Genomic DNA, 15,795 nt, shown 5'->3' with positions numbered 1-15,795 from the left:
AGTACGCTAGCAAAGGAGAAAAAATATGCGTATTCAACAATTAGTTTATTTAGAAAAAATTGCAGAAAAAGGATCCATTAATGAAGCCGCAAAAGATTTATTTTTAACTCAACCAAGTCTATCAAATGCCATGAAAGATTTAGAGCAAGAAATGAATATTCAATTATTAGTTCGGCATAAAAATGGAGTTACTTTAACAGAAGAAGGTCGAGAGTTTTTAGTCTATGCTAGGCAAATATTGGATCAAGTAAACTTGATGGAAGAAAAGTATAAACGTAAAACAAAACGGAAACGGGATTTTTCAGTTTCAGCTCAGCATTATGCATTTGTCGTTCATGCGTTCGTGGCATTAATCAGACAAGAAGCTGGAGATGAATATCAATTTACGTTAAGAGAAACAGAAACTCAAAATATTTTAGAAGACTTAATGAAATTCAAAAGTGAATTAGGGATTTTATATTTAAATAATTTTAATCGTCAAGTCATGAAGAAATTATTTAAAGAGAAAAATTTAGAATTTAAGCCACTTTTCACAGCAAAACCGCACGTGTTTATTAGTAGAGATAATCCTTTGGCATCTCAAACTAGTATTACTCTAGAAGAATTAGAAGACTATCCTTACTTATCTTATGAACAAGGGGAAGAGAATTCTTTCTATTTTGCTGAAGAGATTTTAAGTACAATGGAACATAAGAAGAGCATTAAGGTAAGTGATCGAGCAACAATTTTTAACTTAATGGTCGGATTAAATGGTTATACGATTAGTTCAGGAATTATTAGTAGTGAACTAAATGACGATAAAATTGTGGCAATTCCATTAGCTGTTGAAGATGAATTAGAAATAGGATACTTAAAACATCATCAAATGGAATTATCACCGGTAGCACATATCTTTTTAGAACTATTAATTACTCATATTCGTGGATATGGATTTGAAGTAGCAACTGTATTAGAATAAATATAAAAAGAAGTAAAAGGAGAATGATTTTATGAATTGGCAAGATGTTGCATTAAAATGGGAAAAGTTTGAAGGGTTAGAAGATTATTTAAAAACACAATTAAAAAACTTTTCTGAGAAAGAAAAAGAAGAAGCATTTTACGCTCCATTAGAATTTGGAACAGCAGGAATGCGTGGGATTGTTGGACCTGGGATTAATCGTATGAATATTTATACGGTTCGTCAAGCAACAGAAGGGTTAGCGCGTTTAATTGAAACATATGGAGAAGAAGCGAAAAAACGTGGGGTTGCAATTGCTCATGATTCTCGTCATTTCTCTCCTGAATTTGCATTAGAGTCTGCAAAAGTTTTAGTAAAACATGGGATTAAAGCCTATGTGTTCGAAGATTTAAGACCAACACCTGAGTTATCTTATGCCGTACGTCACTTGCATACATTTTCAGGAATTATGATTACAGCTAGTCATAATCCAGCTGCTTATAATGGATATAAAGTATACGGTGAAGATGGAGGACAAATGCCTCCAAAAGATGCGGATGCTTTAACAGAATATGTTCGTCAAGTTGAAAATCCATTAGTAGTGGAAGTAGTGACAAAAGAAGAATTAGAACAATCAGCATTATTTGAATGGATTGGTGAAGCAGTAGATGCAGCATATTTAGAAGAAATTAAATCTGTTTCTGTCAATCCAGCCTTATTATCAGATATAAAAGATTTATCAGTTGTGTATACTCCATTACACGGAACAGGATTAATGTTAACAAAACGTGCATTAGATCAAGCTGGATTTACAGGATTACATGTTGTATCAGAACAAGCTGTGCCAGATGGAGACTTTACAACGGTGAAATCTCCAAACCCTGAAGAAGCTGGTGCATTTGAATATGCGATTCGTTTAGGAGAAGAAACTAAAGCGGATGTATTATTAGCAACAGACCCAGATGCAGATAGAATGGGTGCAGCCGTATGCCAACCTGATGGAACTTATCAAGTCATTACAGGAAACCAAATTGCAGCAATCTTATTAGATTACTTATTATTTGCCCATCAAAAAGCAGGAACATTACCAGCTAATGCTGCTGCTGTAAAATCAATTGTATCTAGTGAATTACCAACAGTCATTACAGAACATTATGGTGCGAAAATGGTAAATGTATTAACTGGATTCAAATTTATTGCAGAACAAATTAAAAACTATGAAGAAACAAATGCTCATACATTTATGTTTGGATTTGAAGAAAGTTATGGCTATTTAGTTCAACCGTTTGTTCGTGATAAAGATGCGATTCAAGCAGTATTGTTATTAACAGAAGTAGCAGCTCACTTCAAGAGTGAAGGTAAAACTTTATATGACGGACTTCAAGCTTTATATGAAAAATATGGTTATTTCTTAGAAAAAACAATTTCTGTAACCGTCCAAGGCTTAGAAGGCCCTGCTAAAATTAAAGCTTTATTAGATGGATTACGTAAAGAAGTTCCTTCTAACTTTGGTGGTATTAAAGTAGCTGTAGCGCAAGACTTTGCGGTGAATCAACAAGTAGATGCAGAAGGCGTTGTATCTGAAATCGGCTTACCAACTTCAAATGTATTGAAATATATTTTAGAAGATGGTTCATGGATTGCAGTAAGACCAAGTGGAACAGAACCAAAAATTAAGTTCTATATGGGTGTGAAAGCTGCCACTCAAGAGGAAGCGGAAGAAAAATTAGCAAAATTCCAAAAAGATTTGGATGCGTACATCTAAAATGAAAAATTAAAATAATATTTCTAAATTAGAAGTGAAATTCTAAGTAGTTTGTTTAACAGGAGACTTCTCCAAAGGAGTATTAGATGGCTGTAATTCTGCGGTTATATTTAATGCTACAAGGAGGAGTCTGTTTCTATACCGCAACCATTTTATTTAAAGTGGAAATTTTTAGGATTTTTTCAAAAAACTCTTGCTACTTTGTGAAAAAAAGAGTTTAGAAATTTGTACAAACTATGAAAACTGGTGTACAATGAATGTAACTACAATGAAAAGAGGGTTATGGAACCATGAATTTCCGTTATCAAGATGATAGTTTAACGCTACATACTGATTTGTATCAAATTAATATGATGAAGACTTATTGGGAAACAGGTCTTCATGAGAAAAAAGCGATTTTTGAAGCATATTTTAGAAAGTTACCGTTTGAAAATGGATATGCGATTTTTTCCGGTTTAGAACGTATCGTTCACTATATGGAAGATTTAACATTTAGCCAAACAGACTTAGACTATTTAAGAAGTTTAGACATTTATCCAGAAGAATTTTTAGACTATTTGAAAAATTTTAAATTTAAAGGGAATATTCATTCTGCTGTTGAAGGAGAATTAGTATTTGCAAATGAGCCATTAGTTCAAGTGGAAGGAACTCTTGCAGAATGCCAGTTAATTGAAACAGCCCTATTAAATATTATTAATTTTCAAACGCTAATTGCCACAAAAGCTTCACGTATTCGGACAGTAGCAGGAGATGATCCGGTATTAGAATTTGGAACAAGACGAGCACAAGAATTAGATGCGGCACTTTGGGGAACAAGAGCAGCGTATATTGGGGGATGTAATGCGACAAGTAATGTTCGTGCAGGGAAAATGTTTGGAATTCCGGTTTCAGGAACTCATGCACATTCTTTAGTCCAAGCGTATCGTGATGATTATGTAGCGTTTAAGGCTTATGCTTCTACTCATCGTGATTGTGTATTTTTAGTCGATACGTATGATATTTTACGTTCCGGTGTCCCAAATGCGATTCGTGTAGCGAAGGAATTTGGAGATAAAATTAATTTCTTAGGCGTTCGTATAGATAGTGGAGACATGGCGTATATGTCGAAAAAAGTTCGTCAGCAATTAGATGATGCCGGCTTTACGGGAGCTAAAATTTATGCTTCAAGTGATTTAGATGAAAAAACAGTTTTAAACTTAAAAATGCAAGGTGCTAAAATTGATGTTTGGGGAATTGGAACACGATTAATTACTGCTTATGATCAACCAGCATTAGGGTGTGTTTATAAATTAGTAGCGATTGAAGATGAAAATGGTGAAATGGTTCCAACGGTAAAAATTTCTAATAATGCTGAAAAAGTTTCAACACCGGGTAAAAAACAAGTATGGCGTATTACACGCAAGAGTGATGGGAAATCTGAAGGGGATTATATTGCACTATGGCATGAACGTCCAGACGAATTAGAAGAACTATATATGTTCCATCCAGTTTACACATACATTAATAAAACAGTGACGGATTTTGATGCTCGTCCAATTTTACAATCTATTTTTGAACAAGGGAAATTAGTCTATACATTACCATCATTAAATGAGATTAAAGCGTATAAAGATGAACGACTAGAAGCGTTATGGGATGAATATAAACGTATCTTAAATCCAGAACAATATCCAGTCGACTTATCTACAGAAACTTATCAACAAAAACTAGCCAGTATTGAAGCGATTCGTGCAGAAGTGAAAGAGAAAGCAAATCGTTTAGGGTAATCAGATAGAAAAGGAAACAATCATGAGACCATTACAACAAAAAATTATTGAAACATTAAAAGTACAACCGACAATTGATGTTCAACAAGAAATTCACAGAACAATTCAATTTTTAAAAGAATATTTAGTCAAACACTCTTTTTTAAAAGGATATGTATTAGGCATTAGTGGCGGTCAAGACTCTACTCTAGCGGGTAAATTAGCTCAGTTAGCGGTTGATGAATTAAACCAAGAATATCCAGAAAAAGATTATCATTTTTATGCAGTTCGTCTACCTTATGGAATTCAAGCAGATGAACAAGATGCGATGGATGCTATTGAATTTATGCAAGCAAACGATATATTACGAGTGGATATTAAACCAGCAGTGGATGCTTCTATGAATAGTATTACAAGTTTAGGATTATCGATTAGTGACTTTAATAAAGGAAATATTAAAGCTCGAGAACGGATGATTGCCCAATATGCGATTGCAGGTCAAACAGGTTGTGCGGTAATCGGTACGGATCATGCAGCGGAATCTGTGACAGGATTTTATACAAAATTTGGAGATGGTGGAGCAGATATTTTACCATTATGGCGTTTGAATAAACGACAAGGACGTCAGTTGCTAGAATATTTAGGAGCTCCGGAACATTTATATTTAAAACAACCTACGGCAGATTTAGAAGAAGAACGTCCATCACTTCCAGATGAAGTTGCTTTAGGCGTGACTTATGAAGCAATTGATGACTATCTTGAAGGAAAAGAAGTTGCAGAAAAAGATGCTCAAACCATCGAAAATTGGTATATCAAATCAGAACATAAACGTCGTTTACCGATTACAATTTATGATGATTTTTGGAAATAATCAAAAAACTCTATTAGATAGGATGATTCCTAGTCTAATAGAGTTTTTTGTATGTTGTTTTATTGTTCTAAAGGATGACCTGTTTTATTCAATTGAGTAACTTTTGAAAAGAAATCTTCCCTCAAACGAATAATTAATTGATTTTGGAACGTCTTTTCTAGATAGTCTAGAGTTGCAAAGATATGTTTAGCAAGTTCTAAACTATAGACATCATTTTGACGAAGGAAATTCCAGGAGTGCTCCATAGACAGAACAATAAATTGTGTCAATTTCCTCCTTATTCCTTCTAAATGTATGCGTTGTTTTCTTGATTATAACAATTATGCAAGTGTTTTTAAAGAAAGTGTATGTATAGTTTCTTTTTTTAGAATAAAAATGTGAACAGATATTTTAACAAGGTAAACATAGTTACGCTTTTAAATGATTGATCAATAAATTCGTTATACTGCAATTGTAAGAAGTCAAAATAAAAGGAGATGTTTCTAATGAAACTACAAAAGAAAATTGCAATGTTAGCAGTATCAAATATGTCGAGTGTTTCTGCTAAAGAGGAAATGTTAAATACAACTGTACTCTATTATAAGACGAAAGGGGATAAGTTTTCTCAATTAATTTTGGAATATGCTTTTCTTAATAAAAACCAAACAAATCCAGAAGCTGTTATTGATTGAGGAAAAATAAAAATTAAAGTCCCAGAAAGATTAAAAGAAGTACCTTTTTCTGAATATGAAAAACGTCTTGGATTGAAAAAGGAAGAATTGGATAAGTATAGAAATAATGCTCTTAAGGAGCTAAGTAAAGTGGTTAACATAAACGGAATATGGCAAAAAGAAGATCAAGGATGGCGCTATATAATTTTTGAGGGTAGAATAGGACATGGTACTCATGGATGGCTTAATTACCGAAACAATTGGTATTATTTAGATAAAAAAATCTAATGATGACGGGTTGGATTCAAGACAATGGTAACTGGTATTACTTACAACCTTCAGGAGCATTAGCTGTTAACACAACAATTGATGGATATACTGTCAATGGAACTGGTGAATGGATTTAATCATTTATAGAATAAAAAGGATGATAGAATTAGGTAAAATTGAAAATCGTTAAATAGCTATATTCATTTCAAAAAAAATCTGTTACAATACTGGTAATGACAAGTTGAGGGAGGAAGTAGTATGGACATTAAAATTGTAAAAAATCAAGAAGAAGGCGCATTAGTTGCATTTGAAGTTTTTAAACAAGCTTATGAAAACGGAGCAAAAGTTTTCGGATTAGCAACAGGTTCTAGTCCTCTTGGTTTATATGAACAAATTCGTCAAAGTTCATTAGATTTTTCGGATAGAGTCTCTGTAAACTTAGATGAATATGCAGGATTATCAAATGAAGATGAACATAGTTATCACTATTTTATGAATGAGCAATTATTTGAAGCAAAACCATTTTCAAACAGTTATTTACCAGATGGTTTAGCAGAAGATATTGATGCTGAAGTGGAACGTTATGAAAAAATTTTACAAGACAATCCCGTTGACTTCCAACTATTGGGGATAGGGAGTAATGCCCATATTGGATTCAATGAACCAGGAACACCATTTACACAAAGAACGCATAAAGTGGCTTTAGCACAAGCAACAATTGAAGCAAATAAACGTTTCTTTGAACATGAAGAAGATGTACCAAGATTTGCTTATTCAATGGGATTACAATCGATTATGGATGCAAAACAAATTCTATTAATTGCATTCGGGGAAAAGAAGGCAAAAGCAATTTTAGATACGGTAAAAGGGGAAATTACAACAGATGTACCTGCAAGTATTTTACAAAAACATCCAAATGTAACCATTATCGTTGATGAAGCTGCAGCTGCATTATTAACTAGATAATGAAATAGGGTATACATTTACTCGGGAAAAGGTTTGGAAGAAAAGGAGAGCGATATGATGGTAAAATTAGTTTTTGCTCGCCATGGCCAGTCAGAATGGAATAAGGCCAATCTCTTCACTGGTTGGGCGGATGTTGATTTGTCTGAAAAGGGGATTCAACAAGCAATTGATGCCGGGAAATTAATCAAAGAAGCAGGGATTGAATTTGATCAAGCCTATACTTCAGTGCTAAAACGTGCTATTAAAACAACGGATTTGGCGTTGGAAGCTTGTGATCAATTATGGATTCCTGTTGAAAAAACATGGCGTTTAAATGAACGTCATTATGGTGGATTAACGGGGAAAATAAAGCAGAAGCTGCTGAAAAATTTGGAGAGGAACAAGTTCATATTTGGCGTCGTTCTTATGATGTGTTACCTCCAAAAATGGATCGCGATGATGAATATTCAGCACATGGCGACCGTCGGTATGCAAAATTGGATGATTCAGTAATTCCAGATGCAGAAAATCTTAAAGTGACTCTGGAACGTGTTCTTCCATTCTGGGAGGATAAAATTGCTCCAGATTTAAAAGCTGGTAAAAATATTTTTGTTGGTGCACATGGAAACTCTATTCGTGCATTAGTAAAACATATTAAAGGATTGTCAGATGATGAAATTATGGGAGTGGAAATTCCGAATTTCCCACCTTTAGTTTTTGAATTTGATGAAGACTTACAAGTTGTTTCAGAATATTATTTAGGAAAATAATTTTCTAAATCTTTAAAACTGAATAGTTATACCCTTAGGACTTATCGATTGAATGGTAAGTCCTTCATTATTTGATGTAAGAATAGTTCATAATCTCTAAAAATTGTGAAAGTAATTTCTAATTTTAAAGGAAATGGGACAGTAAACTGTAGAAAAGTGAAATTACTTTCTAAAATAACACCTTTTATTGAAAATGCTTTCTATAGCAATTATACTAATCACTGTAAAGGCTTTTATAAAACTATAAAGGAGGTTGAATATGAGTATTCAAGGGCAATTAATTGTATCTTGCCAAGCGCTGCCACATGAACCGTTGCATAGCGATTTTATTATGGCTCGTATGGCAGCCGCAGCGAAGGAAGGAGGAGCAAAAGGGATTCGGGCAAATTCTGTTATCGACATCAAAGCAATCAAACAAGCAGTTGATTTACCAGTAATTGGAATTATTAAAAGAGATTATAATGATGCAGATGTTTATATTACAGCTACTATTAAAGAAGTAGACGAATTAATGGAAGCAAAACCAGAGATTATTGCATTAGATGCAACCATTTCTACTCGTCCAAATGGACAAAGTTTAGATGAGTTTTATAAAGAAATTCGTCAAAAATATCCAGAACAAAAATTAATGGCAGACTGTTCAACGGTAGATGAAATGATTCATGCAGATGAATTAGGGTTTGATTATATTGGTAGTACGTTAGTAGGATATACCGAACAAAGTAAAGGAGACGAAATCGAAGCAAACGATTTTGAAATTCTTCGAGAAGTCTTAAAAGTCATTAAACATCCTCTCATTGCAGAGGGAAATATTGATACACCTGAAAAGGTAAAACGTGTACTAGAATTAGGTGCATATAGTGTAGTAGTTGGTTCAGCGATTACAAGACCTCAATTAATTACAAAGAAATTTGTAGAGGCCATTCATTCATAAAAGGAAAATAAATTTTTTAGGAGGAAACTATATGTTTAAAGTATTACAAAAAATTGGTAAAGCCTTTATGTTGCCGATTGCTATTTTACCGGCAGCTGGTTTGTTATTAGGGATTGGTGGTGCGTTGTCAAATCCAACAACAGTAGCTACTTATCCAGTATTAAAAAATAGTGCATTACAAGCTATTTTCACAGTGATGAGTTCAGCAGGGGAAGTAGTTTTTGCGAATTTAGCATTACTACTCTGCGTAGGATTATGTATTGGTTTAGCAAAACGTGATAAAGGTACAGCAGCACTTGCTGGTGTTACTGGATTTTTCGTAATGACAGCAACGATTAAAGCTCTTGTGAAATTATATATGGCTGAAGGTTCTGCTATTGATACAGGTGTAATTGGTGCCATCGTAGTAGGTTCTGTAGCAGTATATTTACACAATCGTTACAGCAATATTCAATTACCTCAATTTTTAGGATTCTTCGGTGGTAGCCGTTTTGTTCCAATCGTAACTTCATTTGCTTCTATTTTAGTAGGTGGCGTATTCTTCGTAGTTTGGCCTCCATTCCAACAATTATTAGTATCAACTGGTGGTTATATTTCTCAAGCTGGACCATTTGGAACATTCTTATATGGATTCTTAATGCGTTTATGTGGTGCTGTTGGGTTACACCATATGATTTACCCAATGTTCTGGTATACAGAATTAGGTGGCGTTGCAACTGTTGCGGGTCAATCTGTAGCAGGAGCTCAAAAAATCTTTTTTGCTCAATTAGCGGATCCAACACATGTTGGTTTATTTACTGAAGGAACTCGTTTCTTCGCTGGTCGTTTCTCAACAATGATGTTTGGTCTTCCAGCAGCCTGCTTAGCAATGTATCACTGTGTTCCAAAAGATCGTCGTAAAAAATATGCAGGTTTATTCTTTGGGGTAGCTTTAACATCATTCATTACAGGTATTACAGAACCAATTGAATTTATGTTCTTATTCGTAAGTCCAGTACTTTATGTTGTTCACGCATTCTTAGATGGTGTAAGCTTCTTTATTGCTGATATCTTAAATATTTCAATTGGTAATACATTCTCAGGCGGGGTTATCGACTTTACATTATTTGGGGTATTACAAGGTAATGATAAAACTAATTGGTTATTACAAATTCCATTTGGTTTAGTATGGAGTGTTCTATACTATGTAGTATTCAGATGGTTTATCGTTCAATTTAACGTTGCAACTCCAGGACGTTTAGATGAAGATTTAGTAGATGATGCAAAACCTGTTGTAGAAACAAAAGATTCATTAAAACAAGACAGCGTTCGTATTATCGAAGCTTTAGGTGGAGCTGAAAATATCGAAGATGTAGATGCATGTATTACTCGTTTACGTGTAGCTGTTCGTTCAGTCGATAAAGTAGATAAAGCAACACTAAAAGCAATTGGTGCGGTAGATGTATTAGAAGTTAAAGGTGGAGTTCAAGCTATCTACGGTGCAAAAGCTATTCTTTATAAAAACAATATTAACGAAATTTTAGGAGTAGATGACTAATTGTTGTCTAAATACTTTCAAGCTAGGGGATGAATGTCTTCTAGCTTTTTATTTTTTTGAAACACGAGAGTTGAAAAATATGATACACTAGCAGTAATCAAAAAGGTTAAGGGAGTAAAGATATGATATCTTTTGAGAAAAAAGTCACACCATTAATTGAATCGATTTATGATGCATTAACCCCTAATGAAAAAACAATTGCGCAATATTTTTTGAAACAAAGTTCAGCTGAAGAATCTTTGTCAGCAAGAGCCGTATCAGAGAGGTTGTTTGTGTCTATTCCATCATTGACGAGGTTTGCACAAAAATGTGGTTATAAAGGCTATCGACAATTTATTTATGATTTCCAAGAAAGTAAAAAAGAGGGGCAAGTGATTCATAACGATTTAACGAAGACGGTTTTATCGGACTATGAAGAACTACTATCCAAATCTTTTTCGTTAATTGATGAGAGCCAAGTCATTAAGGTGTGTGGGTTGTTGAATAATGCTAAACGAGTTTATATTTATGGACAAGGGAGTTCAGGGTTAGCAGCTCATGAGATGAAGTTTCGATTTATGAGGTTGGGGATGATTTGTGAGGCGATTACGGATTTGCATACAATGCTTATGAATCGGGTACTAGTTGATGAGCAGTGTTTAGTCATTGGGATTTCAGTTTCTGCTAATGCGAGTGTAGTAGAAGCAGTTCGTCAGGCGAAAAAACAAGGAGCTAAAACCGTTTTAATTACTTCAAAACGGAGTGAAGAAAGTGAAAAAGTTTGTGACGAATTAGTCTTAATTGCAATGAAAAATGCCTTGGATCAAGGCGGACTTATTTCACCACAATTTCCAATTTTAGTTATGGTAGATATTTTTTATAGTTACTATAAAGAAATTGATAAGGATTATAAGCATCACTTATTCTCGAATACATTATCCGCTTTAGGAGCGAAGGAAGATAAAAAAGAATAGGAATTTAAGAAGGTAAAGGACATGAAAGCGTTGCATTCTTCACCTTTTTCAAAAATATTTTGGAATCCCTAAAAAACTCTTGACGAGAGTATTTATTTAGGGTAACCTAAACATTAGTATAGGAATTATGAGAGAAAGAAGGGGATAGATTTATGATTAAAGTCGAAAATCTAGGTGTATCATATGCGATGCAACCGAATGTGTTAAAAGACTGTCATGTAGAGATAAATGGTCCAACGATTTTAGGAATCATTGGTCCTAATGGAGCGGGAAAATCAACTTTATTAAAAGCGATGTTAGGATTAATTACACATACTGGAAAAGTGACGTTCGATGGGAAAGAAGCAAGTCAGTCGCTAGGGAGAATTGCTTATGTAGAACAAAAAAGTAACTTGGATTTTACATTTCCAATTACAATTCGTGAATGTGTAGCATTAGGAAAAACAGTTAAAATGAAACCATTTCATCGATTAAAAGCTCAAGATTGGAAAGATGTAGATGAGGCTATTGAAGAAGTTGGTTTAACAGAATTAGCTCATCGTCCAATAGGAGCTCTATCGGGTGGACAATTCCAAAGGGTATTATTAGCACGTTGCTTAGTGCAAAAAGCTGATTATATTTTCTTAGATGAACCATTTGTTGGGATTGATATGCTGAGTGAAAAAGTGATTATGTCTTTAATTCGTCAGTGGAAAGAAGAAGGTAAGACTATTTTAATGGTGAATCATGATCTATCTAAGGTGCGTGATTATTTTGATCAAGTCATTTTAGTGAATCGAGGAATTGTAGATAGCGGTTCTACAGAAACTACTTTTGTTCCAGATAAAATAAGAAAAACTTACGGAGGAGAAGTTTTCGTTGCACAAGGAGGATCACAACATGAATAATTTCTTACAAGGATTGATGGATTACCATTTTGTGCAAAATGCATTAATTTCTTCTGTTTTAATTGGAGCGGTTGCGGGAATGATTGGATGTTTTATCATTCTTCGTGGAATGTCGTTAATGGGAGATGCGATTTCTCATGCGGTGTTACCGGGGGTAGCATTATCTTTTATTCTCGGTATTAATTTCTTCTTTGGAGCACTAGCATTTGGATTATTTGCATCATTTATTATTGCTTTTATTAATCGAAATAGTGTCGTAAAAAGTGATACTGCGATAGGAATTACCTTTAGTTCGTTTTTAGCTTTAGGGATTATTTTAATCGGTGTTGCGAAAAGTTCGACTGACTTATTCCATATTTTATTCGGGAATATTTTAGCGGTACAAGATTTTGATTTATTGATTACAGCAATTGTGGGAATATTTGTTTTTGTAACAATTATTTCTTACTTTAAAGAATTACAAGTAACGAGTTTTGATCCAGTCTTTGCTCGTTCAGCAGGATTGAATGTATCATTTTATCATTACTTATTGATGTTTCTTTTAGCATTAGTTTCGATTACAGCAATGCAAAGTGTCGGAACAGTTATGATTGTAGCGTTACTGATTACACCAGCGGCAACAGCATATTTATATTCGAAGAGTTTAAAAACAATGCTTGCATTGTCAGCAATGTTTGGCTCGCTCTCTTCGATTGTTGGATTAGTAGTTGGTTATACGTTTAATATTGCGGTAGGTTCTACGATTATATTAACTGCTGCAGCATTCTTTATGATTAGTTTTATTGTATCACCAAAACAAAGGGAAGGTAGGAAAAAAGCATGAAAATCGGGAAATTATTAACAGTCGGTTTATTATCATTTGTAGGTTTTGCAGGATGTGCAAGTAATTCATCTTCTTCAACTACAACAAAAAGTAATGAACCAAAAAAAGTACAAGTCGTAACAACAAACTCTATCATTTATGATATTACTAAAAATGTTGCTGGGGATTTAGCGGACATTCACAGTATTGTTCCAGTTGGACAAGATCCACATGAATATGAACCATTACCACAAGATGTTCAAAAAAGTCATGATGCAGATTTAATTTTCTATAATGGAATTAACTTAGAAAATTCAGATGATGCATGGTTTACAAAAATGGTTAAAAATGCAGGTAAAGTAGCTGATAAAGACTACTTTGCAGTAAGTGATGGAGTAGAAGTGATTTACCTTGAAGGAGAAAAAGAAAAAGGTAAAGAAGACCCTCACGCATGGTTAAACATCGAAAATGGTGTGATTTATGCTAAAAACATTGCAAAACAATTAATTGCAAAAGATCCAGAACATAAAGATATTTACCAAAAGAATCTTGATAAATATGTTGCTGAGTTGGATAAATTAGATAAAGATGCAAAAGAACGTCTTGCTAAAATTCCAGAAGAGAAAAAATTAATTGTTACAAGTGAAGGATGCTTCAAGTACTTCTCTAAAGCTTATGGAGTTCCATCAGCTTACATCTGGGAAATTAACACTGAAGAAGAAGGTACTCCTGAACAAACAACTCGTTTAGTAGAAATTCTTAAAAAATCTAAAGTTCCTTCATTATTCGTTGAATCAAGTGTTGATGATCGTCCAATGAAGACAGTTTCAAAAGAATCAGGTAAGCCAATTTACTCAACAATCTTTACTGACTCAATTGCTGAAAAAGGTAAAGATGGAGATAGCTACTTAAGCATGATGAAATGGAACTTAACAAAAATTATTGAAGGTTTAGAAAAATAATTAAGCAGTCTAATAGTATGGTGAGCTATAAAACTGTAAATAAGCCAGAGCTTCAGCTCTGGCTTATTTGCATCTGAAAAACGCAATTTAAGAAAAATTGAGGTAGAAAAAGATTGAATTTGAAAAAATGAAGTGCTAGACAGCGATGAAATAGAGTCAGCAACTATCTTAAATTTAAAAACTTAGTAAATAAAAAAGCGCTACTTAAAATAGCACCTTTTTTGTTCCGTGTACCGTAAATGTTCTGTAAATGTTCCGTGAATGTTCCGTGAAATTGGCAATTTGAGGAAATGTTAGAAATGTTGATTTGACAATGCTTTGCACTTTGTGGTATTTGTCGGAAATTATTAACAACGCCACCTGAGGGAATCGAACCCCCATTATAAGAACCGGAATCTTATGTGATATCCATTACACTAAGATGGCTAACAATGTAAGAATATTTTATCCAAATTCGTATAAAAAAACAAGAAGAAACTCTTACAAAAAAGACTAGAAATGATAAGGGATAGATAGGAAAGAGGATGTTAGGAAAAGGAAATAAGGAAAAGCTAGGGACTTAAAACGTCCCTATCGATTTCTTTTTTTAAAAATATTAAACACTTTCAAGTTGCATTTTACAAAGATTGTTGGTACAATATTTTTGTAATTAAAAAAGTTTTCTACGTATAGATAGCTAGTTTTTAGGGACGGTTTTTAGCCCAGTAATGAAATGAAGGGAATCGTAATTATGGATTGTATGACATTGATGCAACTTCTAGTCCCCGAAAGCAATCAATTGTTAAAAATTCGTTTCCAAATTTTGCGAGCGATACAACGAACACAACCGATTGGTAGAAGAGGGCTTGCAAAGCAATTGGAAATATCAGAACGCATTCTTCGTTCTGAAACAGATATACTAAAAGAACAAGGTTTAATTACATATTCTGCAAAAGGAATGTTAATCACGGATTTAGGGGAAGAAACTTATTTAGGATTAACGTCTATTATTCAACAATATATTGAGATGACTGCTTTTGAAAAAGAAGTTTCGAAAAAGTTAGGCATTAGATTTTGTAAAGTGGTCGCTGAAAGCGAATTGCATAAAGGAATGCAGATTAGTAATCAAGTTCAAGAATTGATGAAATGGATGTTGCCGGTGGATCAATCAATCGTTACAGTAACGGGTGGAAGAACGATGGCAATGGTAGCAGAATATTTTTCAAAAGAGATTTTACAACAAAGAGAGATTTCTTTTGTCCCTGCTAGAGGAGGAGTGGGAGGTTCCACTTTAATCCAAGCAAATAGTGTGAGTGAAAAGATGGCGACGAAAATAGGTGGAGAACATTTTTCATTATATGTTCCAGAACATGTAAGTAAAGAAACGTATTTACCTTTATTACAAGAACCATTAGTTTCGCAAACATTAACAATGATGAAACAAGCTAATTGTTTATTGTACAGTGTTGGGAATGCAAGTGTCATGGCTGAAAGAAGAGGATTGTTACCTCAAGAAAGTCAATTTATTGCGAACAGGCGCGCTGTAGGTGAAGCATTTGGTTGTTTCTTCGATGCAAAAGGAAAGGTTGTTTTTAAACTTCCACGAGTAGGTTTGCATCTTAGTGATTTAGAGTCTATTCCGCATAGTATTGCTATTGTGGAAGGTGCTCAAAAGGCAGAAGCTTTAATAGCTTATGCAAAATTAGCTCCTATTGATCGAACATGGTTTGTGATTGATGAGAGTTTAGCAAATATGGTTTTGAACGGGGAAACCCGCTAAAAATAAAA

The 15,795-nt window shown here is 33.9% G+C and carries 14 protein-coding genes, 1 tRNA gene and 2 pseudogenes; 15 read left to right on the top strand and 2 right to left on the bottom strand.

The annotated features are described in order from the left end of the window. Positions 1-25: 25 nt before the first annotated feature. The 4 genes from LK443_RS01480 to nadE all read left to right on the top strand — a co-directional run bounded on the left by LK443_RS01480 (position 26) and on the right by nadE (position 5,318). Positions 26-958 carry a LysR family transcriptional regulator gene (locus tag LK443_RS01480; protein ID WP_227931845.1) on the top strand — a complete coding sequence of 311 codons (933 nt, stop codon included), beginning with the start codon at positions 26-28 and terminating at the stop codon, positions 956-958. A 31-nt stretch (positions 959-989) separates the two neighbouring features. Then, a complete protein-coding gene (locus LK443_RS01475; protein WP_227931844.1) occupies positions 990-2,702 on the top strand; it encodes a phospho-sugar mutase in 1,713 nt (570 codons plus the stop codon). A gap of 290 nt (positions 2,703-2,992) precedes the next feature. Further along, positions 2,993-4,468, top strand: a complete 1,476-nt coding sequence (locus tag LK443_RS01470) for a nicotinate phosphoribosyltransferase (RefSeq protein ID WP_227931843.1) — start codon at positions 2,993-2,995, stop codon at positions 4,466-4,468. 22 nt (positions 4,469-4,490) lie between these two features. Next, a complete protein-coding gene (gene nadE, locus LK443_RS01465) occupies positions 4,491-5,318 on the top strand; it encodes an ammonia-dependent NAD(+) synthetase (RefSeq protein WP_227931842.1) in 828 nt (275 codons plus the stop codon). 59 nt (positions 5,319-5,377) lie between these two features. Here the strand turns inward: nadE and LK443_RS01460 are convergent, their stop codons facing one another. Then, positions 5,378-5,587 (bottom strand): hypothetical protein, encoded by a 210-nt coding sequence (locus tag LK443_RS01460; protein ID WP_227931841.1) that lies wholly within the window; start codon positions 5,585-5,587, stop codon positions 5,378-5,380. A 216-nt stretch (positions 5,588-5,803) separates the two neighbouring features. Here LK443_RS01460 and LK443_RS01455 point away from each other — a divergent pair, with 216 nt between their 5' ends. From LK443_RS01455 to LK443_RS01410, 10 genes and pseudogenes are all read left to right on the top strand, one after another. Continuing rightward, the gene (locus tag LK443_RS01455) at positions 5,804-5,989 is read left to right on the top strand and encodes a hypothetical protein (RefSeq protein WP_227931840.1); all 186 of its coding nucleotides are present in this window, start codon (positions 5,804-5,806) and stop codon (positions 5,987-5,989) included. Between the two features lie 237 nt (positions 5,990-6,226). Continuing rightward, positions 6,227-6,375 (top strand): annotated as a pseudogene (locus tag LK443_RS01450) (PspC family transcriptional regulator); the annotation flags it as partial. A gap of 121 nt (positions 6,376-6,496) precedes the next feature. Continuing rightward, positions 6,497-7,204 (top strand): glucosamine-6-phosphate deaminase, encoded by a 708-nt coding sequence (locus LK443_RS01445; RefSeq protein WP_227931839.1) that lies wholly within the window; start codon positions 6,497-6,499, stop codon positions 7,202-7,204. 54 nt (positions 7,205-7,258) lie between these two features. After that, positions 7,259-7,953, top strand: a pseudogene (locus tag LK443_RS01440) (phosphoglycerate mutase). 259 nt (positions 7,954-8,212) lie between these two features. Then, entirely contained in the window at positions 8,213-8,887 is a 675-nt protein-coding gene (locus LK443_RS01435; RefSeq protein ID WP_227931838.1) for an N-acetylmannosamine-6-phosphate 2-epimerase, read from the top strand. Between the two features lie 31 nt (positions 8,888-8,918). Beyond that, a complete protein-coding gene (locus LK443_RS01430; RefSeq protein WP_227931837.1) occupies positions 8,919-10,424 on the top strand; it encodes a PTS transporter subunit EIIC in 1,506 nt (501 codons plus the stop codon). Positions 10,425-10,546: 122 nt separating this feature from the next. Next, positions 10,547-11,377: a MurR/RpiR family transcriptional regulator gene (locus LK443_RS01425; RefSeq protein ID WP_227931836.1), complete on the top strand. Its 831-nt coding sequence runs from the start codon at positions 10,547-10,549 to the stop codon at positions 11,375-11,377. 152 nt (positions 11,378-11,529) lie between these two features. Beyond that, a complete protein-coding gene (locus LK443_RS01420; RefSeq protein WP_227931835.1) occupies positions 11,530-12,264 on the top strand; it encodes a metal ABC transporter ATP-binding protein in 735 nt (244 codons plus the stop codon). Beyond that, positions 12,257-13,087, top strand: coding sequence for a metal ABC transporter permease (locus LK443_RS01415; RefSeq protein WP_227931834.1), 831 nt, complete (start codon positions 12,257-12,259; stop codon positions 13,085-13,087). The genes LK443_RS01420 and LK443_RS01415 overlap by 8 nt, the downstream gene beginning before the upstream one ends. Further along, complete coding sequence (locus LK443_RS01410) at positions 13,084-14,028, top strand: metal ABC transporter substrate-binding protein (RefSeq protein WP_227931833.1); 945 nt, start codon at positions 13,084-13,086, stop codon at positions 14,026-14,028. Before LK443_RS01415 ends, LK443_RS01410 begins: the two co-directional genes overlap by 4 nt. Positions 14,029-14,382: 354 nt before the next feature. On the opposite strand, the gene LK443_RS01405 is transcribed toward LK443_RS01410, so the two are convergent. Then, a tRNA-Arg gene (locus LK443_RS01405) sits at positions 14,383-14,454 on the bottom strand. A 286-nt stretch (positions 14,455-14,740) separates the two neighbouring features. Here LK443_RS01405 and LK443_RS01400 point away from each other — a divergent pair. Next, the gene (locus LK443_RS01400) at positions 14,741-15,787 is read left to right on the top strand and encodes a sugar-binding transcriptional regulator (protein WP_227931832.1); all 1,047 of its coding nucleotides are present in this window, start codon (positions 14,741-14,743) and stop codon (positions 15,785-15,787) included. Positions 15,788-15,795 lie beyond the last annotated feature (8 nt).

Origin of the sequence: Granulicatella elegans (assembly GCF_020735385.1) — a bacterium.
GTDB lineage: Bacteria > Bacillota > Bacilli > Lactobacillales > Aerococcaceae > Granulicatella > Granulicatella elegans_B.
This window is presented reverse-complemented; position numbering and strand designations above follow the sequence as displayed.

Coding starts and splice junctions, on each gene's coding strand:
- LK443_RS01480 (WP_227931845.1), top strand. CDS start 26: ATGCGTATTCAACAATTAGTTTATTTAGAAAAAATTGCAGAAAAAGGA.
- LK443_RS01475 (WP_227931844.1), top strand. CDS start 990: ATGAATTGGCAAGATGTTGCATTAAAATGGGAAAAGTTTGAAGGGTTA.
- LK443_RS01470 (WP_227931843.1), top strand. CDS start 2,993: ATGAATTTCCGTTATCAAGATGATAGTTTAACGCTACATACTGATTTG.
- nadE (WP_227931842.1), top strand. CDS start 4,491: ATGAGACCATTACAACAAAAAATTATTGAAACATTAAAAGTACAACCG.
- LK443_RS01455 (WP_227931840.1), top strand. CDS start 5,804: ATGAAACTACAAAAGAAAATTGCAATGTTAGCAGTATCAAATATGTCG.
- LK443_RS01445 (WP_227931839.1), top strand. CDS start 6,497: ATGGACATTAAAATTGTAAAAAATCAAGAAGAAGGCGCATTAGTTGCA.
- LK443_RS01435 (WP_227931838.1), top strand. CDS start 8,213: ATGAGTATTCAAGGGCAATTAATTGTATCTTGCCAAGCGCTGCCACAT.
- LK443_RS01430 (WP_227931837.1), top strand. CDS start 8,919: ATGTTTAAAGTATTACAAAAAATTGGTAAAGCCTTTATGTTGCCGATT.
- LK443_RS01425 (WP_227931836.1), top strand. CDS start 10,547: ATGATATCTTTTGAGAAAAAAGTCACACCATTAATTGAATCGATTTAT.
- LK443_RS01420 (WP_227931835.1), top strand. CDS start 11,530: ATGATTAAAGTCGAAAATCTAGGTGTATCATATGCGATGCAACCGAAT.
- LK443_RS01415 (WP_227931834.1), top strand. CDS start 12,257: ATGAATAATTTCTTACAAGGATTGATGGATTACCATTTTGTGCAAAAT.
- LK443_RS01410 (WP_227931833.1), top strand. CDS start 13,084: ATGAAAATCGGGAAATTATTAACAGTCGGTTTATTATCATTTGTAGGT.
- LK443_RS01400 (WP_227931832.1), top strand. CDS start 14,741: ATGAAGGGAATCGTAATTATGGATTGTATGACATTGATGCAACTTCTA.